General features: G+C 71.4%; 19 protein-coding genes. 15 read left to right on the top strand and 4 right to left on the bottom strand.

What is annotated here, in order from left to right:
* Window positions 1-33: 33 nt before the first annotated feature.
* The 5 genes from KUV85_RS12765 (at window position 34) to KUV85_RS12745 (ending at window position 5,186) form a co-directional block, all read left to right on the top strand.
* Complete coding sequence (locus KUV85_RS12765) at window positions 34-228, top strand: ferredoxin (protein ID WP_219960278.1); 195 nt, start codon at window positions 34-36, stop codon at window positions 226-228.
* A 41-nt stretch (window positions 229-269) separates the two neighbouring features.
* Entirely contained in the window at window positions 270-878 is a 609-nt protein-coding gene (locus tag KUV85_RS12760; RefSeq protein ID WP_219960277.1) for a TetR/AcrR family transcriptional regulator, read from the top strand.
* 38 nt (window positions 879-916) lie between these two features.
* Complete coding sequence (locus KUV85_RS12755) at window positions 917-2,164, top strand: M15 family metallopeptidase (protein ID WP_219960276.1); 1,248 nt, start codon at window positions 917-919, stop codon at window positions 2,162-2,164.
* Window positions 2,165-2,222: 58 nt separating this feature from the next.
* Window positions 2,223-3,383: a CaiB/BaiF CoA transferase family protein gene (locus KUV85_RS12750; protein ID WP_219960275.1), complete on the top strand. Its 1,161-nt coding sequence runs from the start codon at window positions 2,223-2,225 to the stop codon at window positions 3,381-3,383.
* Window positions 3,384-3,692: 309 nt separating this feature from the next.
* Window positions 3,693-5,186 carry a DEAD/DEAH box helicase gene (locus KUV85_RS12745; protein ID WP_219960274.1) on the top strand — a complete coding sequence of 498 codons (1,494 nt, stop codon included), beginning with the start codon at window positions 3,693-3,695 and terminating at the stop codon, window positions 5,184-5,186.
* A gap of 95 nt (window positions 5,187-5,281) precedes the next feature.
* Here the strand turns inward: KUV85_RS12745 and KUV85_RS12740 are convergent, their stop codons facing one another.
* Together KUV85_RS12740 and KUV85_RS12735 are read right to left on the bottom strand one after the other, a co-directional pair.
* Window positions 5,282-5,647, bottom strand: a complete 366-nt coding sequence (locus KUV85_RS12740; protein ID WP_219960273.1) for a DUF1330 domain-containing protein — start codon at window positions 5,645-5,647, stop codon at window positions 5,282-5,284.
* 36 nt (window positions 5,648-5,683) lie between these two features.
* Window positions 5,684-6,451 carry a MerR family transcriptional regulator gene (locus KUV85_RS12735; RefSeq protein WP_219960272.1) on the bottom strand — a complete coding sequence of 256 codons (768 nt, stop codon included), beginning with the start codon at window positions 6,449-6,451 and terminating at the stop codon, window positions 5,684-5,686.
* A gap of 90 nt (window positions 6,452-6,541) precedes the next feature.
* On the opposite strand from KUV85_RS12735, the gene KUV85_RS12730 reads away from it, so the two are divergent.
* The 3 genes from KUV85_RS12730 (at window position 6,542) to KUV85_RS12720 (ending at window position 10,764) form a co-directional block, all read left to right on the top strand.
* Window positions 6,542-7,753, top strand: a complete 1,212-nt coding sequence (locus tag KUV85_RS12730; RefSeq protein WP_219960271.1) for an acetyl-CoA C-acetyltransferase — start codon at window positions 6,542-6,544, stop codon at window positions 7,751-7,753.
* Between the two features lie 41 nt (window positions 7,754-7,794).
* Entirely contained in the window at window positions 7,795-9,987 is a 2,193-nt protein-coding gene (locus KUV85_RS12725; RefSeq protein ID WP_219960270.1) for a 3-hydroxyacyl-CoA dehydrogenase NAD-binding domain-containing protein, read from the top strand.
* A gap of 117 nt (window positions 9,988-10,104) precedes the next feature.
* A complete protein-coding gene (locus KUV85_RS12720) occupies window positions 10,105-10,764 on the top strand; it encodes a histidine phosphatase family protein (RefSeq protein ID WP_219960269.1) in 660 nt (219 codons plus the stop codon).
* Window positions 10,765-10,860: 96 nt separating this feature from the next.
* Here the strand turns inward: KUV85_RS12720 and KUV85_RS12715 are convergent, their stop codons facing one another.
* Both KUV85_RS12715 and KUV85_RS12710 read right to left on the bottom strand, forming a co-directional pair.
* A complete protein-coding gene (locus KUV85_RS12715) occupies window positions 10,861-11,463 on the bottom strand; it encodes a hypothetical protein (RefSeq protein ID WP_219960268.1) in 603 nt (200 codons plus the stop codon).
* 228 nt (window positions 11,464-11,691) lie between these two features.
* On the bottom strand, window positions 11,692-12,453 hold the full coding sequence (locus KUV85_RS12710) for an SDR family oxidoreductase (RefSeq protein WP_219960267.1): 762 nt from the start codon (window positions 12,451-12,453) through the stop codon (window positions 11,692-11,694).
* Between the two features lie 191 nt (window positions 12,454-12,644).
* On the opposite strand from KUV85_RS12710, the gene KUV85_RS12705 reads away from it, so the two are divergent.
* The 7 genes from KUV85_RS12705 to KUV85_RS12675 all read left to right on the top strand — a co-directional run bounded on the left by KUV85_RS12705 (window position 12,645) and on the right by KUV85_RS12675 (window position 21,922).
* Window positions 12,645-13,286: a TetR/AcrR family transcriptional regulator gene (locus tag KUV85_RS12705; protein WP_219960266.1), complete on the top strand. Its 642-nt coding sequence runs from the start codon at window positions 12,645-12,647 to the stop codon at window positions 13,284-13,286.
* The gene (locus KUV85_RS12700) at window positions 13,283-14,122 is read left to right on the top strand and encodes a TIGR03084 family metal-binding protein (RefSeq protein WP_219960265.1); all 840 of its coding nucleotides are present in this window, start codon (window positions 13,283-13,285) and stop codon (window positions 14,120-14,122) included. Before KUV85_RS12705 ends, KUV85_RS12700 begins: the two co-directional genes overlap by 4 nt.
* Window positions 14,119-15,855, top strand: coding sequence for an acyclic terpene utilization AtuA family protein (locus KUV85_RS12695; protein ID WP_219960264.1), 1,737 nt, complete (start codon window positions 14,119-14,121; stop codon window positions 15,853-15,855). Before KUV85_RS12700 ends, KUV85_RS12695 begins: the two co-directional genes overlap by 4 nt.
* A gap of 97 nt (window positions 15,856-15,952) precedes the next feature.
* Complete coding sequence (locus KUV85_RS12690) at window positions 15,953-17,092, top strand: acyl-CoA dehydrogenase family protein (RefSeq protein WP_219960263.1); 1,140 nt, start codon at window positions 15,953-15,955, stop codon at window positions 17,090-17,092.
* Window positions 17,093-17,126: 34 nt separating this feature from the next.
* Window positions 17,127-18,737 carry an acyl-CoA carboxylase subunit beta gene (locus KUV85_RS12685; protein WP_219960262.1) on the top strand — a complete coding sequence of 537 codons (1,611 nt, stop codon included), beginning with the start codon at window positions 17,127-17,129 and terminating at the stop codon, window positions 18,735-18,737.
* Window positions 18,738-18,749: 12 nt separating this feature from the next.
* Entirely contained in the window at window positions 18,750-20,744 is a 1,995-nt protein-coding gene (locus tag KUV85_RS12680) for an acetyl/propionyl/methylcrotonyl-CoA carboxylase subunit alpha (RefSeq protein ID WP_219960261.1), read from the top strand.
* Window positions 20,741-21,922 carry an acyl-CoA dehydrogenase family protein gene (locus tag KUV85_RS12675; protein WP_219960260.1) on the top strand — a complete coding sequence of 394 codons (1,182 nt, stop codon included), beginning with the start codon at window positions 20,741-20,743 and terminating at the stop codon, window positions 21,920-21,922. Before KUV85_RS12680 ends, KUV85_RS12675 begins: the two co-directional genes overlap by 4 nt.
* The last annotated feature ends 5 nt before the right edge of the window (window positions 21,923-21,927 follow it).

The following is a 21,927-nucleotide window of genomic DNA, read 5'->3' as shown; positions in this document are numbered from 1 at the left end:
CGGTGGTCCCACTCCCCCGACCAGGAGGTCGCCATGAAGATCGTCGTGGACTACGACAAGTGCGAGGGACTCGGCATGTGCGAGTCCATGGCCGATGACTACTTCGAGGTCGACGACGACACCGACCAGGTCGTCGTCCACGACGACTCCCCGGAGGAGTCCGACCGCGGCCACGTGTACGCCGCCGTCCAGGCCTGCCCGGTGCTGGCCCTGGAGCTGCGGGACTGAGGATGGGCTCGCGCGGTCATGCCTTGGCTACCCTCGAGGCCATGACAGTTCCCTCCGCCGCGTCCACGGCACCGGTCGCCATCCGCGACCGCGTCCTGGACGCCGCCGAGTCGGTGCTGACCCAGCAGGGATGGGGTGCGGTCACCATGGCGCGGATGGCCGCGGCCGCCGGCGTGAGTCGGCAGACCGTCTACAACGAGATCGGCACCAAGAACGACCTCGCCGAGGCGATGATCCTGCGCGAGCTCGACCGCTTCCTCGCCGGCGTGGTGCGCTCCTTCGACGAGAACCCCGACGACCTGATCGGCGCGATCCGCGACTCGGTCCGGCGGGTGCTGAAGTACGCCGAGAACAACGCGCTGCTGCACGCCGTCGTCTCCGCGACCCACGGCGCCGACACCGAGCTGCTGCCGCTGCTGACGACCCACTCGGAGTCGCTCATCGCCGGCGCGCGACTGGTCCTCGGCGAGCGGGTCGCGGCGTACGGCCTCGGGCTGGAGCGCAGCCGGCTCGACGCCGTCATCGACATGGTCGTCCGGGTCGTGCTCAGCCACGTCATGCAGCCCTCCGCCTCCCCGGCCGAGACCGCTGACGACATCGCCTGGGTCGCCGAGCACGTCCTTTCCCGAGACTCCGCTGCGACGGCTTAGGTCGGCGTCTACCCTCTGAGGTGGAGGGAGTTCGCGTGATGGATGCTGCCCGTGTGCGTGGCCTGGTGATGGCGGCGATGGCCGCCTCACTGCTGCTCGCTGCCTGCGGCTCCTCCGAGACCGGCACCGACGGTCCTGCGGCCGACGGCACCACCGCCGCCTCCGCGCCGGCCTCGCCCAGCGGTGACGCGACCGCGGACACGGCGAGTGACCAGCCGTCCTACGATGTACCGACCGTGGACGAGCCGCCGAAGGACCCGGGGCGACTGGTCGGCGACGACATGCTCGTCGTCGGGCGCGAGACGCTCGCCGACGACCTGGTGGCCGAGCTGGAGCAGATCACCGTCAAGGGCAAGAAGGCCGTCGACGCCACCGAGCGGATGAGCATCGGCCAGATCTCCGCCGAGGGCGAGGTGTACGACGTCGCCGCGGTCGACCTCGCCGGCTACCGCCGCTTCACCCAGCGCGAGACGGTGCAGTTCACCGACCAGTGGCAACGGCTCGCGGGCGGTGAGTTCGCCGCTGCTGCCGACCTCGAGGGGCAGCTGCCGCTGGACGAGAAGGGCTACCTGGCGGCCGGCTCGGGCGAGGACGTCCACCAGATCCACGCGGGCGCGTGGGCGCCGCAGGCCGCGGGCGTGGACATCGTGGTCAACGAGGGGTGGGGCGAGGAACTCGGCCTCGTCCCCGACAACGCAGTCCTGATCTCCACCGGCGCGCTGGCACCCCAGGCGGTGCGGCAGAAGGTCAAGAAGGTCGTCGGCAAGGGCTACTCGATCCAGGACCTCGACATCGTCAAGGAGGCCGGGCTCGACCCCGACGCCGCGCAGATCGCGAACGTCGTCGGCACCTTCGGCGACGCGGTCGGGACGTTCCGCTACCGCCCCATCGGCGGCGGCCGGATCGCCCCCGACCCGGCCTGGGTGAGCGCCAACATCGTGACCGAACAGGTCCCGATCCTGGGCAAGCTCACCTGCAACAAGTCGATGATGCCCCAGCTCAAGGCCGCACTCCGCGAGGTCATCGAGAGCGACCTCGCCGACGAGATCAACTACCACGTGGGCTGCTACTACCCGCGCTTCATCGCCGGCTCCACGAAGCTGTCCAACCACTCCTTCGGGCTGGCGATCGACATCAACTCCCGGGAGAACCAGCGCGGCACCGTCGGCCAGATGCACCGCGGCGTGGTGGCGATCTTCAAGCGCTGGGGGTTCGCCTGGGGCGGCGACTGGAGCTACACCGACCCGATGCACTTCGAGCTGTCCCAGATCAAGCAGCCGGGCTGACGCCGTACGCCGCGGACCGTGACAGCAGTGGTGTCACGGTTGTGCGATGATCGGCGCCATGACGTACGCACTCGGACACGGCACCGGTCCGCTGGCCGGCATCAAGGTCGTCGAGATCGCGGGCATCGGCCCGTCGCCGCACGCCTGCACGATCCTCGCCGACCTGGGCGCGGACGTGGTCCGCATCGAGCGGCCCGGCGGCCAGATGCTCACCGGCGGGTCGCACGACCTGCTCAACCGCGGACGTCCGAGCGTGGCGCTCAACCTCAAGGACCCCGAGGCCGTCGCGACCGTGCTCGACCTGGTCGAGGGCGCCAACGTACTCGTCGAGGGCATGCGCCCCGGCGTCGCCGAGCGGCTCGGGTTCGGCCCCGAGGACTGCAAGGCCCGCAACCCCAAGCTGGTCTACGGCCGCATGACCGGGTGGGGCCAGGACGGCCCGTGGGCGCAGGCCGCCGGCCACGACATGAACTACATCGCCATCACGGGCACGCTGCACGGGCTCGGGCAGGTCAAGGAGAAGCCGCAGTTCCCGGCCAACCTCGTCGGTGACTTCGGCGGCGGGTCGACCTACCTGGTCATCGGCATCCTCTCCGCGCTCCTGGAGGCGCAGCGCTCCGGCGAGGGCCAGGTCGTCGACGCCGCCATCGTCGACGGCACCGCCCACCTCAACGTGATGACGTCGGCCTTCCTCGCCGGCGGCGGCTTCGTCGAGGAGCGCGCCAGCAACATGCTCGACGGCGGGGCGCCCTACTACGACGTCTACGAGACCGCCGACGGCGAGCACATGTCGGTCGGCCCGCTCGAGCCGCAGTTCTACGAGGAGTTCCTCACCCTGCTCGGCATCAAGGACACCGCGCCGGACCGCTTCGACCCGAGCAGGGCCGACGAGCTGCGCGCACAGATCACCGACGCCTTCAGGGCCCGCACCCGGGACGAGTGGTGCGAGGTCTTCGACGCCACCGACGCCTGCGTCGCCCCCATCCTGCGGATGACCGAGGCCCCCGACCACCCCCACCTCAAGGCCCGCGAGACCTTCGTCGAGCACGAGGGCATCGTCCAGCCGCAGCCCGCCCCCCGCTTCTCCCGCACCCGCGCCACCCTCGGCATGCCGCCCGCCCCCGGCGCCGGTGCCCACACCCGCGAGGCCCTCACCGCCTGGGGCATCGCCGACGTCGACGGCCTCATCGAGCGGGGCGCGGCGGTGCAGGCCGACTGACGGGGGGAGCGATCCCCGGCCGACCGGGGATCGCCCACCTTGTCGGGCACTGCAATGCCCGACAACGTAGGTGAACACCGGACAACCCCCGGCCCCGACGCGCATCACACCCCCGCCGATGCGGCGGACGTCGTACGCCGCCACTAGACTGAACATCAACGGTCCGGCCGGTCTTGCCCCGGGCCACGCGGCGTACGCCGCGCCCCTCGTTGCGGAGTCACCGAGGCCTGCTTCCACTTCCCGTCGCCGACGGGACAGCACGGCGAGACGCCGACCAGGCCCGCGTGCGCGGGCCGAGAGAGACCACCTGTGACCACCACCTTCGCCGACCTCGGCGTGCCCACCGACCTGCTCGCCGTCCTCGACGCCGACCAGATCACCGTCCCCACCCCGATCCAGGCCGCGACGCTGCCCGACTCGCTCGCCGGCCGCGACGTGCTCGGCCGCGGCCGCACCGGCTCGGGCAAGACCTACGCCTTCGGGCTGCCACTCGTCGCGCGGCTGCAAGCCTCCGGCACTCGTCCGGCTGCGCGCCGCCCCCGCGCCCTCGTCCTCGCGCCGACGCGCGAGCTCGCCACCCAGATCAACGCGACCGTGGCGCCGCTGGCGCAGGCCGCCGGACTGCGCACCGCGACCGTCTTCGGCGGCGTCGGCCAGAACCCCCAGGTCACCGCGCTGCGCAAGGGCGTCGACGTACTCATCGCCTGCCCCGGTCGGCTGGAGGACCTCATCGGCCAGGGGCACTGCAGCCTCGCTGACGTCGAGGTCACCGTACTGGACGAGGCCGACCACATGGCCGACCTCGGCTTCCTCCCCTCGGTGCGCCGTCTGCTGGACCAGACCCCGAAGGGCGGCCAGCGGATGCTGTTCTCGGCGACCCTGGACAACGCGATCGACGTGCTCGTACGCCGCTACCTCGACCGCCCCGCCGTCCACGAGGCCGACTCCGCGCAGTCGCCGGTGACCCAGATGGACCACCACGTGCTGCAGATCGAGCGCGACCTGCGGCTGGCGGTGCTGGTCGACCTGGCCAGCGCACCGGGACGCACGGTCGTCTTCACCCGCACCAAGCACGGCGCGAAGGCACTCGCGCGCCAGCTCAACCGCAACGGCGTACCCAGCGTCGACCTGCACGGCAACCTCAGCCAGAACGCCCGCACCCGCAACATGGACGCCTTCCACAGCGGGCGCGCCACCACCCTGGTCGCCACCGACATCGCCGCGCGCGGCATCCACGTCGACGAGGTGGCGCTGGTCGTGCACGCCGACCCGCCGGCCGAGCACAAGGCCTACCTGCACCGCTCCGGCCGTACGGCGCGAGCTGGCGCGGCCGGCACCGTCGTCACGCTGATGACCGCCGACCAGCGCAAGGACGTCAAGGCGCTGACCCGCGCCGCGGGCATCTCCCCGACGACGACCCGCGTCGGCGGCACGGACCACCCGGTTCTGCAGGACCTCGCCCCCGGCGAGCGGTCACTGCCCGGCGGCCTGACCATCACCACGCCCGGCAGCAACGGCGGCGGCAACGGTGGCGGCGGGAATGGCAACGCCAGCAAGCGAGGAGGCTCCGGCGGTGGCCGCCGGCGCGGCGGCAGCAACCGCCGCGGTGGCTCCCGCAACCGTTCGGGCAACGGCGGCAAGGCCAAGGGCAACGGCCCCGGCTCGAGCCAGGGCAACCGTGACGGCCAGGCCAAGGGCGGCTCCCGCCCCGGCTCCGGTGGCGGTCGCAACCGTCGTCGCCGCGGCGGCTCGGGCGGCTCCGGCGGCCACAGCGCGGCCGCGTTCAGCGCCGGTCGCCGCTGAACGGGATCCCCGGTTGACCGGGGATCCCCTGACTTCCATGGGGTTGCAATCCCATGGAAGTACCAGAATCCCCGGTTAACCGGGGATTCTCGAGGTCACCCGCCCCACGGCGTCGTCGGCTGCAGCACGGCCTCCGCGAGCGCCTCGGTGCGCAGGTGGGTGATGGCGCGGTAGTCGGGGTCGCGGACCATGTCGGCGAAGGCCTGCCGGCTGGGGTAGTGGACGACGAGGACGGCGTCCCAGGCCTGGCCGTCCTCGGCGACGAGGGGGGTGTCGCCGTCGCCGGAGTGGAGGACGGTGCCGCCGTACTCACGCACGAAGCGGCCGGCGGCCTCGGCATAGGCGTCGTACGACGCGCGTCCGTCGGGCTTGAAGCGCAGCAGGTTGAGCATCACCACGGGACCACCGGGGTCCTCGGCGAGCAGTCGTTGCAGGTCGGCAGCGGTGGGGTCGACGGCCATGGCCGCACGGTAGCGGTCCGGCGGCGGCGTACGCCGTCAGTCGCCGGTGCGGCGGGAGACCTCGCGGCGGCGGGTCTCGTCCATCGCCGCTTCGTACGCCGACACGAGACTGGCCACGGAGAGCGGCTTGATCTGCTCGACCATGACCCGCAGGACCTCCGGCGGGGTGCCGGCCTGCTTGTACTTGGGCCACACCATGGTCCGGAAGAGCTCCTGCAGCTCCTCGGCGATCTGGCGACCGTGCTCGCGATAGACCTTGGCGGCGGCCTCGGCCGCGTCGGCGGGGAATCCGATGTCGAGCAGCCGCAGGGCCACCGACAGCTGGCTGGCCGCGACGGCGTACCGCCCGTCAGCTTCCCGGGTCAGCACGCCGAGGGCGTGCAGCGTGTGCAGCTCGTCGTCGTCGAGCTCACGGTCGGCGCGGCGGCACAGCTCCTCATAGGTGAGGTACGCCGGCCGGTCGGCCTGCCAGGGCGCGAGCATGCTGCGCCGCAGCGCGATGTCCTCGGTGCTGGCGTCGATGGGGATGCCGGCGACGTACTTCTCGATGGCCGCGAGGGTGAAGCCGTGGCTCTGCAGCTCCTGCACCAGTTCGAGGCGGGCGACGTGGTCGGTGGTGTAGAAGCCGGAGCGGCCGCGGCGGATCGGCGGCGGCACGAGGCCCTTGGTGGTGTAGAAGCGGATGGTCCGCACGCTCATGCCGACGCGTTGGGTGAGGTCGTCGAGGGTGATGAGGTCGCCGTCTCCCTCGTGACCGACGTCACTCGTCTCGGTCCACGGATCTGGACCCTCGCTCTTGACCATGACAGTAATAGTGTCACAATCAGTGGTGGAGACACCACGCGCGGCGCCGACGCGCCGCGCCCCAGACCACCGCACCCCCGAAGGACGGTCATGGCAGAAGCATTCGTTTACGACCACCTGCGCACCCCGCGCGGCAAGGGCAAGGCCAACGGTTCGCTGCACGAGGTGAAGCCGGTCGACCTGGCCGTCACGCTCCTGGACGCGATCAAGGAGCGCAACCCCGGCCTGGACACCGAGCGGGTCGACGACGTCGTCATGGGCGTCGTCTCGCCGCTGGGCGACCAGGGTGGCGACATCGCCAAGACCGCGGCGCTGGCCGCCGGCTACCCCGACACCGTCGCGGGCGTGCAGCTCAACCGCTTCTGCGCCTCCGGCCTGGAGGCCGTCAACCAGGCCGCCTCCCGCGTGCGCGGTGGCTTCGAGGACCTCATCATCGCCGGTGGCGTGGAGTCGATGAGCCGCGTGCCGATGGGCTCCGACGGCGGCGCCTGGGCGACCGACCCGGCCACCGCCCTGGAGACCGGCTTCGTCCCGCAGGGCATCGGCGCCGACCTCATCGCCACCCTGGAGGGCTGGAACCGTGAGGACGTCGACGGCTTCGCCGCCGAGTCCCACCACCGGGCCGCCAAGGCCTGGGCCAACGGCTACTTCTCGGGCGCGATCGTGCCGGTCACCGACATCAACGGCCTGCCGATCCTCGAGACCGACGAGACCATCCGCCCCGACACCTCCGTGGAGGGCCTGGCCGGCCTCAAGCCGAGCTTCGCGCAGATCGGGCAGGACGCCGGCTTCGACAACGTGGCGCTGGAGAAGTACCACTGGGTGGAGAAGATCGACCACGTCCACCACGCCGGCAACTCCTCGGGCATCGTCGACGGCGCCGCGCTGACGCTGATCGGCTCCGAGCAGGTCGGCAAGGACCTCGGCCTCACCCCGCGCGCCCGCGTCCTCGCGACCGCGGTCTCCGGTGCGGACCCGACGATCATGCTCACCGGTCCCGCCCCGGCGTCCCGCAAGGCGCTGGCCAAGGCCGGCCTGACCGTGGACGACATCGACCTGTTCGAGATCAACGAGGCCTTCGCGGCCGTCGCGATGCGCTTCATGCGCGACATGGGCGTCAGCCACGAGGTCACCAACGTCAACGGTGGCGCGATCGCGATGGGTCACCCGCTCGGTGCGACCGGCGCGATGATCCTCGGCACGCTGATCGACGAGCTGGAGCGCCGCGAGCTGCGCCGCGGCCTGGCCACGCTCTGCGTCGGCGGCGGCATGGGCATCGCCACCGTCGTCGAGCTCGTCTGATCGATCCCGCTCTCGAGACTGATCCAAGGAACAAGGACCACATGACCACTGACACCCAGACCGCTGTGCGCTACGAGCGGGACGCCGACGGCATCGTCACCCTGACGATGGACGACCCGACCGCCAGCGCCAACACGATGAACGAGCTCTACATCGACTCGATGAAGGCCGCCATCGACCGGCTCTACGACGAGCAGGACGACGTGACCGGCGTCGTCATCGCCAGCGCCAAGAAGACCTTCTTCGCCGGCGGCAACCTCAACGGCATGGTCAAGGCGACCAAGGACGACGCCGCGTCGGTGTTCGCCATGGCCGAGGGCGTGAAGGCCCCGCTGCGCCGCCTGGAGCTCTTCCCCAAGCCGGTCGTGGCCGCCATCAACGGCGCCGCGCTCGGTGGCGGGTACGAGATCTGCATGGCCACCAACCACCGCATCGCCCTCAACGACCGCAGCGTCAAGATCGGTCTCCCCGAGGCGACCCTGGGCCTGCTGCCCGGTGGCGGCGGCGTCACCCGCGCCGTACGCAAGTTCGGCCTCCAGGACGCGCTGATGACGGTGCTGCTCCAGGGCACCCAGTTCACCCCGGAGAAGGCGCAGGCGGCCGGCCTGGTCGAGGACCTGGTGGACTCCAGGGACGAGCTGGTCCCCGCCGCCAAGGCGTGGATCAAGGCCAACCCCGAGGCGAGCCACAACCCGTGGGACGAGCCGGGCTACAAGATGCCGGGCGGTACGCCGGCCTCGCCGAAGCTGGCCGCGTTCCTGCCGGCGTTCCCCGCGATGCTGCGCACGCAGCTCAAGGGCGCTGACTTCCCCGCCCAGGAGGCGATCCTGTCCGCGGCGGTCGAGGGCGCGCAGGTCGACTTCGACACGGCCTCGCGGATCGAGTCGCGCTACCTGACCAACCTGGTCGTCAACCAGGACTCGAAGAACATGATCCAGGCGTTCTTCTTCGACCTGCAGGCCATCAACGCCGGTGCGCTGCGCCCCGACGGCATCGAGCCCTACAAGGCTGCCAAGGTCGGCGTCCTCGGCGCCGGCATGATGGGCGCGGGCATCGCCTACGTGTGCGCCCGTGCCGGCATGGACGTCGTGCTCAAGGACGTCGAGCAGGGCAACGCGGACAAGGGCAAGGCCTACAGCCAGACGATCAACGAGAAGGCGATCGCCAAGGGCAAGCTCACCGAGGAGAAGTCCGCCGAGCTGCTCGACCGGATCACCCCGACCGCGGCCCCCGAGGACCTCGCCGGCTGCGACCTGGTCATCGAGGCGGTCTTCGAGGACCCGGCGCTGAAGCACAAGGTCTTCGCCGAGATCCTGCCGCACGTCAAGGACGACGCACTGCTGTGCTCGAACACCTCGACGCTGCCGATCACCGAGCTCGCCGAGGGTGCCGACCGGCCGGCCGACTTCATCGGGCTGCACTTCTTCTCGCCGGTGGACAAGATGCCGCTGGTCGAGATCATCAAGGGTGCGCAGACCTCCGACGTGGCGCTGGCCAAGGCCTACGACGTGGTCCAGCAGATCAAGAAGACCCCGATCGTGGTCAACGACAGCCGCGGCTTTTACACCTCGCGCGTCATCGGCCTGATGGTCAACGAGGGCCTGGCCATGCTCGGCGAGGGCGTCGCCCCGTGGAGCATCGAGCGCGGCACCACCTCGGCCGGCTACCCGGCCCCGGTGCTGCAGCTGACCGACGAGCTCAACATGGAGCTGATGGGCAAGATCGCCAAGGCCACCGCGGACGCCGCCGAGCGCGACGGCACGCCGTACGAGCCCCACCCGGGCACCACGGTGGTCGAGAAGATGCTGGAACTGGAGCGTCCGGGCCGCCTGCGCGGCGCGGGCTTCTACGAGTACGCCGACGGCAAGCGCGGCTCGCTGTGGGACGGCCTGGCCGAGCACTTCCCGGTCGCCGACGAGCAGCCGCCGATCCAGGACATCCGCGACCGGATGATGGTCGCGGAGGCGCTGGAGACCGCGAAGTGCTTCGAGGAGGGCGTGATCGAGTCCGCGGCCGCGGCCAACATCGGCTCGATCATGGGCATCGGCTTCCCGCCCAACACCGGCGGTGCGGCCCAGTACATGCAGGGCTTCGAGCACCCCGAGACCGGCGAGATCGGTCTCGGTGCGTTCATCCAGCGTGCCGAGGAGCTGGCCGCGAAGTACGGCGACCGGTTCCAGCCGACGCAGTACCTGCGTGACCTCGCGGCGAAGGGCGAGGGCTTCCCCGCCTGATCCAGCTCGGCGCGAGCTCGCCCTCGTTGGTCGAGCCTGTCGAGACCACGACGGACCCGGTACGACGCGCGTCGTACCGGGTCCGCGTGCGTCCGGGGTGCTGCGTAGGGTGCCGCCGTGGGTCTCGTCCTCCTCGTCCGTCACGGCCAGGCATCCTTCGGTGCCGACGACTACGACGTGCTCTCCGACGTCGGCTGGCAGCAGGGACGACTGCTGGGGGCCTGGCTGGCCGCGCAGGGCGTGACGCCGGCCCGCGTCGTCCGCGGCGACATGCGCCGCCATCGCGAGACCGCCGAGGCGATGGCCGAGGGCGCCGGATGGGGCGGCGTACCCACCGAGGTCGCGGCCGACTGGGACGAGTTCGACCACCTCAGTGTCGTGGCGGCCGACCCGGACCACCCCGGCGGGGAACTGTCGCGGCGGGAGTTCCAGCAGGTCTTCGAGCGTGCGACCGCCCGGTGGACCGCCGGCGAGGGCGAGGGGTACGCCGAGACCTACGCCGGCTTCTGCGCCCGGGTCAGGCGCGGGCTCGAGTCAGCGGCCGGCGCGTCGGGCACCACGGTCGTGGTCAGCTCCGGCGGACCGATCGCGGTGGCCGCCGCCGACCTGGCCGACCCCGCGGCGGAGCCGCCGGTGCACGCCCGGCTGTGGCAGCGGTTCAACACCGTCGTGGTGAACTCCTCGGTCACCCGCGTCATCGTCGGCGCCACCGGCACCCGCCTGCTCACCTTCAACGAGCACGCCCACCTCACCCCGGACGTGCTCACCTACCGCTGACTCCCCAGGTCGCCGGCTCCCTCGCCGTGTGTCCGAGAAGGAATGGTGTCCCGGGGCGGGCGACCGCACCCGTCCACCGCAGTTGCGATGCGTGGATCATCCGCTCGAGTCGTCAGCGAGGCGTCCCAGGGGTCTTGCTGCGACGGCGTCGACGTCATCGACCGGCAACAGTCCGCGGCCGGCCAATGTCTCCAGCGCCAGGCGGCGATCGGCCAGCAGCGCCTCGACCGACGCCCGCGGCAGGTCGTCGAGGTCGCCGGTGGACGCTTGCTCGCGCGCGTTGCGCAGCACCAGTCCGGCCTGCCACTCTTCCGCGTCCTCATCGGTCCAGGGCCGCGAAATCGCGTTCCGCGCCAGGACGGCGACGGCGAGCAGGATCGTTGCCGTGGCGGGCGTCAACAGCAGGACGGCGTTGACCGTGGCATCGTCGGCCTGATTTCGTCCGAGCCACACTCCTGCTGCGCCACAGGCGAGCAGGCTGCCGCCGAGGCCGTAGGTGAACCGGTCTCGGCCTCCGCTCCGCTCGGCCAGCACGGCGACCAAGAGGGCGGCGGTGAAGGTGAAGCACGCGGCACTGGTCCAGAACGAGGTGTCGGTTGAGAAGTCGTAGTCGAGGTAGAGCGCACCGGATCGGTCGAAGAACACGGCGACGCCGCCGACGGCACCGAACAGTCCGCCCAGACAGAGGACGGCGGTCACCAGTTCCCGTGCACGCGACCCGGGGCCCGATCGACGCCGTGGCTCGTGGCCGGAACGCGCCAGGACGCGGTCCTCGACCTCTCGCAGGCTCACCGGCTCGTCCTGCTCGAGATCGGCTGCCCAATCAGCGGCACTGCTCACGGGACGTCCGTGGTCGGGGTGGCCATGGACCTTTCGGTGTGGTCCGTGATCGTGGGTCCGGTGCTTGGCTTCATGTCACACACCGAGTCAGATGAGGCGCTTGAAGACCGGCAGCGGGGCGTGCTTCATCACCGGCGCGAGCACCGACCACGGCAGCGGCGGCACGCAGGCGTCGGCGACCTCCTTCTCGACCGCGGCGACCATCGCCGCCACGCCCTTCTCCGTGGAGGCCATCAGCGGGGTCGCCTGCTCGACCTTGTCGTTCATCTCCGAGCGGATGTAGCCGGGGTAGAGGACGGTGACGGCGACCTTCTTCTGCAGCGGGGTGCCGTAGAGCTCGGTGCGCACGCCCTCGGCGAGGTGCGCGACGCCGGCCTTGGTGGCGGCGTAGGTGGTGATCGAGCCGGGCATGCCGCGCATCGCACCCATCGAGGAGACCATCACCAGGTGGCCGGCCTGCTGGTCGCGGAAGATCTCCATCGCGGCCTCGGTCTGCGCCAGGGCGCCGATGAAGTTGGTCTGCGCGGTCTCGAGGTTCGCCGCGAATTTCCCGGTGCCGAGCTTGCCGCCCTTGCCCAGGCCGGCGTTGACCACGACGCGGTCGAGGTGGCCGAGCTCCTCGCGCAGCTCGCCGAAGACGGTGAAGACGGCGTCGTGGTCGTTGACGTCGAGCGCGCGGACGGCGACCCGGCGCCCGGGGTGGGCGGCGAGGATCTCGCTGCGGAGCTCCTCGAGCCGGTCCGTACGTCGGGCGCACAGCCCCACGTCGTACCCCTTCGCCGCGAACTGGCGGGCCATCTCCGCGCCGAGTCCGCTCGATGCCCCCGTGATCAGGATCGTCTGCGTCATGGCGCCGAGTCTCCCATCACGTTGAGTCTGCACTTGTTCCGGTCGAGTCAGCAGTTGTCGACGCTCGTGGTCCGGGCCGGCGCCAACAACTGCCCACTCGACCGAAACAAGCCACGACTCGACGGAAAGAAGTGAGCAATCAACATACCGACAGGCTTGACTGTTTGTTTGTCTCTCGCCAGACTGTGCGCGTGACCACGACCCGGGTGCCCCAGGAGGAGCGGACGCGTGCGATGCGGCTGCGCCTGATGGAGGCCACCGTGGACCTGCTGGTCGAGAAGGGCTTCGCCGGTACGACGACCACCCAGGTCTCCGAGCGCGCCGGCGTCAGCCGCGGGGCGCAGCTCCACCACTTCCCGACCAAGAACGACCTGGTCGTCGCCGCGGTCGAGCACCTCACCGAGAAGCGCGGCGCCGACCTCGCCGGGGCCGCCGCCGACCTGCCCCGCGGCGAGCACCGCACCCGCGCCGTCGTCGGGATGCTCGGCGACCACTTCGCCTCCCCGGTCTTCACCGCCGCCCTCGAGCTGTGGGTCGCCGCCCGCACCGACCCCGACCTGCTCGCTGCCGTCGGCCCGCTGGAGCAGCGCGTCGGCCGCGAGACCCACCGCCTGACGGTGGACCTGCTGGGTGCGGACGAGTCCGTGCCCGGCGTACGCGAGCTGGTGCAGGCCACGCTCGACCTCGTCCGTGGCCTCGGACTCGCCGACACCATCTCCGACGACGCCAAGCGGCGCCAGCGGATCCTCGACGAATGGGCCGACACCCTCGACGCCGCCCTCGGGTCCCGAGGCTCGGCCGCTCGCACCTCAACCACCGAGGAGACACCGTGAGTGACGTACTGGACGGCGTGCTCGCCGACCTCGCCACCGAGAGCGACCAGCTGCGCGCAGCGGTCCTCGCCGCCGACGCCTGGGACACTGCCACCCCGGCCGAGGGGTGGACCGTCGCCACCCAGGTGGCCCACCTGTTGTGGACCGACGAGGTCGCCACGCTGGCGGCCCACGCCGACACCCCCGAGGGCAAGGAGGCCTGGGACGCCGTCGTGCTCCAGGCGTTGGAGGACCCCACCGGCTTCGTCGACGCCAGCGCCCACGAGGTCGCCGCGCTTGCCCCGGGCGACCTGGTCGCACGGTGGGACGCCGCCCACGCCGGGCTCGTCGAGGCCCTGCGCAGCCGGCCCGCCGGCACCAAGATGCCGTGGTTCGGGCCGCCGATGTCGCCGACCTCGATGGCCACCGCCCGCTTCATGGAGACCTGGGCCCACGCCCTGGACGTCTACGAGGCGCTGGTCGCCACGGGCTCCATCGAGGCGCTGCCCGCACCGACGGACCGGATCCAGCACGTGGCCCACATCGGTGTCCGGACCCGCGACTTCGCGTTCGTGACCAACGAGCTCGACCCGCCGGCCGAGGAGTTCCGCATCGAGCTCACCGCGCCCGGCGGTGACACCTGGACCTGGGGCCCCGACGACGCCAGCCAACGCGTGAGCGGCCCGGCCCACGACTTCTGCGCCCTGGTCACCCAGCGCGTCCACCGCGACGACACCGACCTGGTCGCCACCGGCGCCGACGCCGAGCAGTGGCTGGCCATCGCCCAGTGCTTCGCCGGACCGCCCGGAGGCGGCCGGGTCTCGATGAGCTCGACCACCGAGGGGGAGGACGCATGAGGGATCCCATCCGGATCGGCAACTGCTCGGGGTTCTACGGCGACCGCCTCTCGGCGATGCGCGAGCTCCTCGAGGGCGGCGGCGTCGACGTCATCACCGGCGACTACCTCGCCGAGCTGACCATGCTCATCCTCGGCAAGGACACCATGAAGGACGCCGAGCTGGGCTACGCCCGGACCTTCCTCACCCAGCTCGAGGACTGCCTCGCGCTCGCGGTGGACAAGGGCGTCACGATCGTCAGCAACGCCGGCGGCCTCAACCCCGCCGGGCTCGCCGCCAAGGTGCGCGAGATCGCCGCCGCCCAGGGCCTGTCGGTCTCGGTGGCCCACGTCGAGGGCGACGACCTGCGCGGCAGCGGCCTGTACGACGGCGCGCTCACCGCCAACGCCTACCTCGGCGCCTTCGGCATCGCCCGCGCCCTGGAGGAGGGCGCCGACGTCGTCGTCACCGGCCGCACCACCGACGCCAGCGTCGTCCTCGGCCCCGCGATGGCCCACCACGGGTGGCGGCCCACCGACTACGACCAGCTGGCCGGCGCCGTCGTCGCGGGCCACGTGATCGAGTGCGGCACCCAGGCGTGCGGCGGCAACTTCTCCGGCTTCCGACAGCTGATCCGCGACGGGGCGCCGATGGACCGGCCTCTCGGCTTCCCGATCGCCGAGATCGCCGCCGACGGCTCGAGCGTCATCACCAAGCACGAGGGCACCGGTGGCGCGGTCACCGTCGACACCGTGACCGCCCAGCTGCTCTACGAGGTCCAGACCACGCGCTACCTCAACCCCGACGTCACCGCGCGCCTCGACAGCATCCGGCTCAGCGAGGAGGGTCCGGACCGCGTCGGCATCAACGACGTCACCGGCACCGCACCCCCGCGGCAGCTCAAGGTCGCCACCAACCACCTGGGCGGGTTCCGCAACCAGATGGAGTTCGTCATCACCGGCCTCGACATCGAGGAGAAGGCCGCCTGGCTGCGCAGCCAGCTCGAGCCGCACCTGACGGCGAGCAGCGTCACGTGGAGCCAGACGCCGCTGCGTGAGGCCGACGCCGACACCGAGGAGGGCGCCTCGGTCCTGCTGCGCTGCATCGTGATGGATCCGGAGGCGGGGCCCGTCAGCAAGGCCTTCACCGGCCCGGCCGTCGAACTCGCCCTCGCCTCCTACCCGGGCTTCACGATGACCGCACCCCCGGGCAAGCCGTCGCCGTACGGCATCTACCGGCCGGCGTACGTCGATCGTGACCGCGTCGAGCACACGGTGGTCCACGCCGACGGCACCCGCGAGGTGGTCGCCGACCCGAGCGAGTTCGTCGAGGACGTCGCGCCCGAGGAGCTCGACCCGGACCTCGGCCGCCGCCCCTCGCCCTACCCCGGCAGGCCGGACTCGATGACGCGCCGCATGCCCCTGGGGGCCTTCGTGCACGCGCGGTCGGGCGACAAGGGCGGCAACGCCAACCTCGGCCTGTGGGTCGAGCACGACGGGTCACCCAAGTACGACGACCGTGTGCGCTGGCTGACCAAGCTGATGAGCCACAAGAAGATCGACGAGCTCATCCCCGAGGCGAAGGGCCTCGATGTCGACGTCTACCTGCTGCCCAACCTGGGCGCGGTCAACGTGCTGATCCACGGCCTGCTCGGCGAGGGCGTCGCGGCGTCGACCCGGTTCGACCCGCAGGCGAAGGCGCTCGGCGAGTGGATCCGGGGTCGCAAGGTGAGCATCCAGGAAGACTTGGTGTGAGCGCGAGGAGCCCCCACGGAGGTGGGGCGAGGGACGAGTCCCGCCGGAGTGAGGCACCGCAGGGCTCACCCAGTGAGAGAAGGGTCTAGGAGCCGTCATGCAGTGGAACGAGGAGCGTGCGGCGCTCCGTGAGGTGGCGGCGGAGTTCACCCGCCGCGAGGTGATCCCGCACCTGCAGGAGTGGGAGGACGCCGGCGAGCTGCCCCGCAGCCTGCACCAGGCGGCGGCCAAGCAGGGCCTGCTCGCGGTCGGCTATCCGGAGGAGGTCGGCGGCGAGGGGGGAGACCTGCTCGACGTGTGTGCCGCGCAGGAGGGTTTCCTGGCCGCCGGGGCGTCCGGGGGCCTGATGGCGAGCCTGTTCACCCACGGGATCGCGTTGCCGCACCTCATCGCCCAGGGCTCACCGGAGCTGGTCGACCGCTACGTGCGACCCACGCTCGCCGGTGACCTGATCGGGTCGCTGGGCATCACCGAGCCCGGCGGCGGCTCCGACGTCGCCCGCATCACCACCCGCGCCGAGCGCGACGGCGACCACTACGTGATCAACGGCGCCAAGACCTTCATCACCTCGGCGGTCCGCGCGGACTTCGTGACCACCGCGGTCCGCACCGGTGGCGAGGGCCACGGCGGTGTGTCGCTCGTCGTCGTGGACAAGGACACGCCCGGCCTCACCGTCGACCGGCGCCTGCACAAGATGGGCTGGCACTGCTCCGACACCGCCGAGCTGTCCTACGTCGACGTCCGGGTGCCGGTGACCAACCTGGTCGGCGAGGAGAACCACGGCTTCTACTACATCGCCGAGCAGTTCGTGGTCGAGCGGATCTTTCTGGCGTTGATGGGCTACGGGCACGCCGCCCGCTGCCTGGAGCTCGCCGCGCAGTACTGCCGCGACCGGGAGACCTTCGGCAAGCCGCTGGTCGCCAACCAGGTCGTGCGGGCCAAGCTCGTCGAGATGCACCGCCAGGTGGAGGTCGCGCGCACCTACACCCTCGACGTGGCCCGGCGCCACGTCGCCGGGGAGACGGTGATCGCCGAGGCCTGCCTGGCCAAGCAGACCGCCGTCGACACCGCCGTCGACGTGAGCAACGAGGCGGTGCAGCTCTTCGGCGGCACCGGCTACATGCACGGCACCGAGGTCGAGCGGCACTACCGCGACGCCCGGCTGCTGCCGATCGGCGGGGGAGCGACCGAGGTGCTCACCGACCTCGCCGCCCGACTGTTGGGCTACGCCTCATGAGCCGCCGCCGTACGACGAACACGGGAGTTGCGAGATGACCACCGAAGCACCCGAGCAGGCACGCCGGGAGGCGATGCTGGCCAAGATCGACGAGCTGCGCGCCGAGTGCGCGAAGGCCGTCGAGGGCGGCGGCGAGAAGTACGTCGCCCGCCACAAGGAGCGCGGCAAGCTCACCGCGCGCGAGCGGATCGAGCTGCTCGTCGACGAGGGGTCGGCGTTCCTGGAGCTGATGCCGCTGGCCGGCTGGGGCAGCGACTTCAAGGTCGGCGCCAGCCTCGTCACCGGCATCGGCGTCGTCGAGGGCGTGGAGTGCCTGATCGTGGCCAACGACCCCACGGTCAAGGGCGGCGCGCTCAACCCGTGGTCGCTGAAGAAGTCCTTCCGGGCGGCGGAGATCGCGGAGAAGAACGGCCTCCCCACGATCAACCTCACCGAGTCCGGTGGCGCCGACCTGCCCACGCAGAGCGAGATCTTCATCCCCGGCGGCCGCGGCTTCCGCGACCTGACCCGCGCGAGCGCTGCCAAGCGCTCCACCATCTCGGTGGTCTTCGGCAACTCCACGGCCGGCGGTGCCTACGTGCCGGGCATGAGCGACTACGTGATCATGGTCAAGGAGCAGGCCAAGGTCTTCCTGGCCGGTCCGCCGCTGGTCAAGATGGCCACCGGTGAGGAGAGCGATGACGAGACGCTCGGCGGCGCGGAGATGCACTCGCGCACCTCGGGGTCCTCGGACTTCCTCGCGATCGACGAGTACGACGCGCTGCGCCAGGCCCGCCGGGTCGTGGCCCGCCTCAACTGGCACAAGCAGGGCCACGTCCCCGCGGCGTCGTACGCCGACCCGGACCTGGACCCCGACGGCCTGCTGGACCTCATCCCGACCGACCTGAAGGAGCCCTTCGACCCGCGCGAGGCGATCCTGCGCATCGTCGACGGGGTCTCGCCGAGCTCGACCACCGGCGGGGGCAACGCGGTCGCCTTCGACGAGTTCAAGCCGCTCTACGGGTCCGCGCTCGTCACCGGCTGGGCGACGCTGCACGGTCACGAGATCGGCATCCTCGCCAACGCCCGCGGCGTGTTGATGAGTGAGGAGGCGCAGAAGGCGGCGCAGTTCATCCAGCTGGCCAACCAGAAGGACACGCCGCTGCTGTTCCTGCACAACACGACCGGCTACATGGTCGGCGCGGAGTACGAGCAGGGCGGCATCATCAAGCACGGCGCGCAGATGATCAACGCGGTCAGCAACTCCACCGTGCCGCACCTGACGGTGGTCATGGGCGCCTCCTACGGCGCCGGCAACTACGGCATGAACGGCCGCGCCTACGACCCGCGGTTCCTCTTCACCTGGCCCTCGGCCAAGTCGGCGGTGATGGGGCCGCAGCAGCTGGCCGGCGTCCTGGAGATCGTGGCGCGCCAGTCGGCGGAGTCCAAGGGCAAGCCGTTCGACGCCGCGGAGTTCCAGGGCGTGAAGGACATGGTCGAGCAGACCATCGAGGAGCAGTCGCTGCCGTTCTTCCTCTCCGGCCTCGTGTACGACGACGGCGTGATCGACCCGCGTGACACGCGTGACGTGCTGGGCATCTGCCTGTCGGTGATCAACAACCAGCGGGTGGAGGGCGCCATGAACTTCGGCGTCTTCCGCCTCTGAGTGGGAGTGACGATGATCAACAAGGTTCTGGTCGCCAACCGTGGCGAGATCGCGCGGCGGGTCTTCGCGACCTGTCGCCGGCTGGGCATCGAGACGGTGGCGGTGCACTCCGACGCCGACGCGGGCCTGCCGTTCGTCGCCGAGGCCGACACCGCGGTCCGGCTGCCGGGCAACACCCCGGCCGAGACCTACCTGCGGTCCGACCTGGTGCTGGAGGCGGCGCGGCGTACCGGCGCGGACGCGGTCCACCCCGGTTACGGCTTCCTGTCCGAGAACGCCGACTTCGCGCGCGAGGTCGCCGCGGCCGGGCTGACGTGGATCGGGCCGTCGCCGACCTCGATCGAGCAGATGGGCTCCAAGATCGAGTCCAAGAAGCTGATGGAGGCCGCGGGCGTGCCGGTGCTGGGCAACCTCACGCCCGACACCGCGACCGAGGCGGACCTGCCGCTGCTGGTGAAGGCGTCGGCGGGTGGCGGTGGCCGCGGCATGCGGGTGGTGCGTGAGCTGTCGGCGCTGGCCGACGAGGTCGCCACGGCCTCCTCGGAGGCGGAGTCCGCCTTCGGTGACGGCACCGTCTTCGTCGAGCCCTACGTGCAGCGGGGCCGCCACGTCGAGGTCCAGGTGGTCGGCGACGGCGAGGCGGCCGTCGTGTTCGGCACCCGCGACTGCTCGTTGCAGCGGCGCCACCAGAAGGTCGTGGAGGAGGCGCCCGCGCCGGCCATCCCCGAGGTGACCCGCGAGGAGATCCACGAGGCCGCCCGGGCCGCCGCGACGTCGGTGGGCTACGTCGGTGCCGGCACGGTGGAGTTCCTCTACGACGCCGACACCGACCGGTTCTACTTCCTGGAGATGAACACCCGCCTCCAGGTGGAGCACCCCGTCACCGAGGCGATCCACGGCGTCGACCTGGTCGCGCTGCAGGTCGCGGTCGCCGAGGGGCGTCCCCTCCCCGAGGTCGCGCCGCCGCAGGGCCACGCGATCGAGGTGCGGCTCTACGCCGAGGACCCGGCGGCCGACTACGCGCCGCAGACCGGCCTGCTGCTGGACTTCGACATCGACCACGACGACGAGTTCGCGCTCGACGGGTACGGCGTCCGGCTCGATGCCGGGTTCGGGGCCGGCAACGAGGTCGGCACCTTCTACGACGCCATGCTCGCCAAGGTGGTCGCGTGGGCGCCGACCCGCGAGCAGGCGGCCCGTCTCCTCGCGCGCCGGCTGGAGACGGCCGCCCTGCACGGGGTGGTGACCAACCGCGACCAGCTGGTCGCCTCGCTGCGGCACCCGGAGTTCCTCAGCGGCGCGATGACCACCTCGTTCTACGACGACCACCCCGAGGCCTGCGGTCGCGTCGCGCCGGACGACCTCGCGCCGTTCGTGGCCGCGGTCGCGCTCGCCGAGCACCGGCGCCGGCGTCGGCCGGTGCAGTCGCGCATCCCGTCGGGGTTCCGCAACGTCACCGCGATGCCGCAGGTGACGACGTTCGAGCTGGAGGGCGAGTCCGTCGAGGCCCGGTGGTACGGCGGCCGCGACGGGTTCCGCCCCGCCGACGTGGCCGAGGACCGTCCGGTGACGGTGGTCGGGGTCTCGACAGGCTCGACCAACGACACCTCGGTGGTCCTCGACGTGGCCGGCACCGAGCGGCGCTATGACGTACAGGTGGTCGCCACGGGCTCGGCCAACGGTCAGGCGGTGCTGGTCGACGGGCCCGACGGCGGGATCACGCTGCGGGTGCCGCCCCGGTTCCTGGACCCGGCCGACAAGGTCGCCGAGGGGTCGCTGCTCGCGCCGATGCCGGGCAGCGTGATCGACGTCCGTGCCGCCGCCGGCGACCGGGTGAGCCAGGGCCAGCCCATCGTGGTGATGGAGGCCATGAAGATGCAGCACACCGTGGCGGCGCCGTACGACGGCGTGGTGGCCGAGGTGCCCGCCACGTCCGGCGACCAGGTCGAGGCGGGCGCCGTGCTCGCCGTGGTCGACCCCGCAGACGACGAAGGAGCAGATGCATGACCGTGTCCACGATGTTCACCGAGCCCGAGGAGCGGGTCGCGCTGCGCGAGGCCGTCGCGAAGCTGGCCGCGAGCTACGGCCGCGAGTACGTCGAGAAGCAGGCCCGCGCCGACGGCAAGATGACCGAGATGTGGCTGGAGATGGGCCGCCACGGGTTCCTCGGCGTCAACCTCCCCGAGGAGTACGGCGGCGGGGGCGGCGGCATGGCCGACCTCGCGGCGGTGCTGGAGGAGGCCGCTGCCGCGGGGGCGCCGCTGCTGATGATGGTGGTCAGCCCCGCGATCTGCGGCTCGATCATCGCCCGCTGCGGCACCGAGGAGCAGAAGCGTCAGTGGCTGCCGAGCATCGCCGACGGCTCGCACCTGATGGCGTTCGGCATCACCGAGGCCGACGCCGGGTCCAACTCCCACCAGATCACCACCACCGCCACGCGTGACGGCGACGAGTGGGTGCTGAAGGGGCAGAAGACCTTCATTTCCGGCGTCGACGAGGCCCAGTCGGTGCTGATCGTGGCGCGCACCGCGGACGAGAGGACCGGCAAGCTCAAGCCGGCGCTCTTCGTCGTCCCGACCGACGCCACCGGCTTCGACCGGCAGGTCATCCCGATGGCCTGGGAGGCGCCGGAGAAGCAGTTCACGCTGTTCCTCGACGACGTCCGCGTCCCGGACGACGCCCTCGTCGGGGGCTCGGACAACACCGACGCCGGGCTGTGGCAGCTCTTCGCCGGCCTCAACCCCGAGCGCATCATGGGCGGCGCGATGTCGTGCGGCACGGCCCGCTACGCGTTGTCCCGCGCCGTCGAGTACGCCAACCAGCGCTCGGTCTGGAAGGACCAGCCGATCGGCTCCCACCAGGCCATCGCCCACCCGCTGGCCAAGGTCAAGATCGAGCTCGAGCAGGCGCGGATGCTGTGGCAGAAGGCGGCCGCGCTCTACGACGCCGGCGACGACTTCACTGCCGGCGAGTACGCCAACATGGCCAAGTACGCCGGCGGCGAGATCGCCTGCAACGCCACCGACGCCGCGGTCCACACCCACGGCGGCAACGGGCTGACGCAGGAGTACGGCCTGGCCAACATGATGGTCGCGGCCCGCCTGGGCCGGATCGCGCCGGTGAGCCGGGAGATGATCCTCAACTTCGTCGCGATGCACTCCCTGGGCCTGCCCAAGTCCTACTGAGCAGG

Origin of the sequence: Nocardioides panacisoli, assembly GCF_019448235.1 — a bacterium.
Classification (GTDB): domain Bacteria; phylum Actinomycetota; class Actinomycetes; order Propionibacteriales; family Nocardioidaceae; genus Nocardioides; species Nocardioides panacisoli_A.
The sequence above is the reverse complement of the archived record's forward strand: the minus strand, read 5'-3'. Positions and strand labels throughout refer to the sequence as shown.

Coding starts and splice junctions, on each gene's coding strand:
- KUV85_RS12730 (WP_219960271.1), top strand. CDS start 6,542: ATGGCAGAAGCATTCGTTTACGACCACCTGCGCACCCCGCGCGGCAAG.
- KUV85_RS12735 (WP_219960272.1), bottom strand. CDS start 6,451: ATGGTCAAGAGCGAGGGTCCAGATCCGTGGACCGAGACGAGTGACGTC.
- KUV85_RS12740 (WP_219960273.1), bottom strand. CDS start 5,647: ATGGCCGTCGACCCCACCGCTGCCGACCTGCAACGACTGCTCGCCGAG.
- KUV85_RS12760 (WP_219960277.1), top strand. CDS start 270: ATGACAGTTCCCTCCGCCGCGTCCACGGCACCGGTCGCCATCCGCGAC.
- KUV85_RS12680 (WP_219960261.1), top strand. CDS start 18,750: ATGATCAACAAGGTTCTGGTCGCCAACCGTGGCGAGATCGCGCGGCGG.
- KUV85_RS12765 (WP_219960278.1), top strand. CDS start 34: ATGAAGATCGTCGTGGACTACGACAAGTGCGAGGGACTCGGCATGTGC.
- KUV85_RS12710 (WP_219960267.1), bottom strand. CDS start 12,453: ATGACGCAGACGATCCTGATCACGGGGGCATCGAGCGGACTCGGCGCG.
- KUV85_RS12725 (WP_219960270.1), top strand. CDS start 7,795: ATGACCACTGACACCCAGACCGCTGTGCGCTACGAGCGGGACGCCGAC.
- KUV85_RS12750 (WP_219960275.1), top strand. CDS start 2,223: ATGACGTACGCACTCGGACACGGCACCGGTCCGCTGGCCGGCATCAAG.
- KUV85_RS12675 (WP_219960260.1), top strand. CDS start 20,741: ATGACCGTGTCCACGATGTTCACCGAGCCCGAGGAGCGGGTCGCGCTG.
- KUV85_RS12695 (WP_219960264.1), top strand. CDS start 14,119: ATGAGGGATCCCATCCGGATCGGCAACTGCTCGGGGTTCTACGGCGAC.
- KUV85_RS12690 (WP_219960263.1), top strand. CDS start 15,953: ATGCAGTGGAACGAGGAGCGTGCGGCGCTCCGTGAGGTGGCGGCGGAG.
- KUV85_RS12755 (WP_219960276.1), top strand. CDS start 917: ATGGATGCTGCCCGTGTGCGTGGCCTGGTGATGGCGGCGATGGCCGCC.
- KUV85_RS12685 (WP_219960262.1), top strand. CDS start 17,127: ATGACCACCGAAGCACCCGAGCAGGCACGCCGGGAGGCGATGCTGGCC.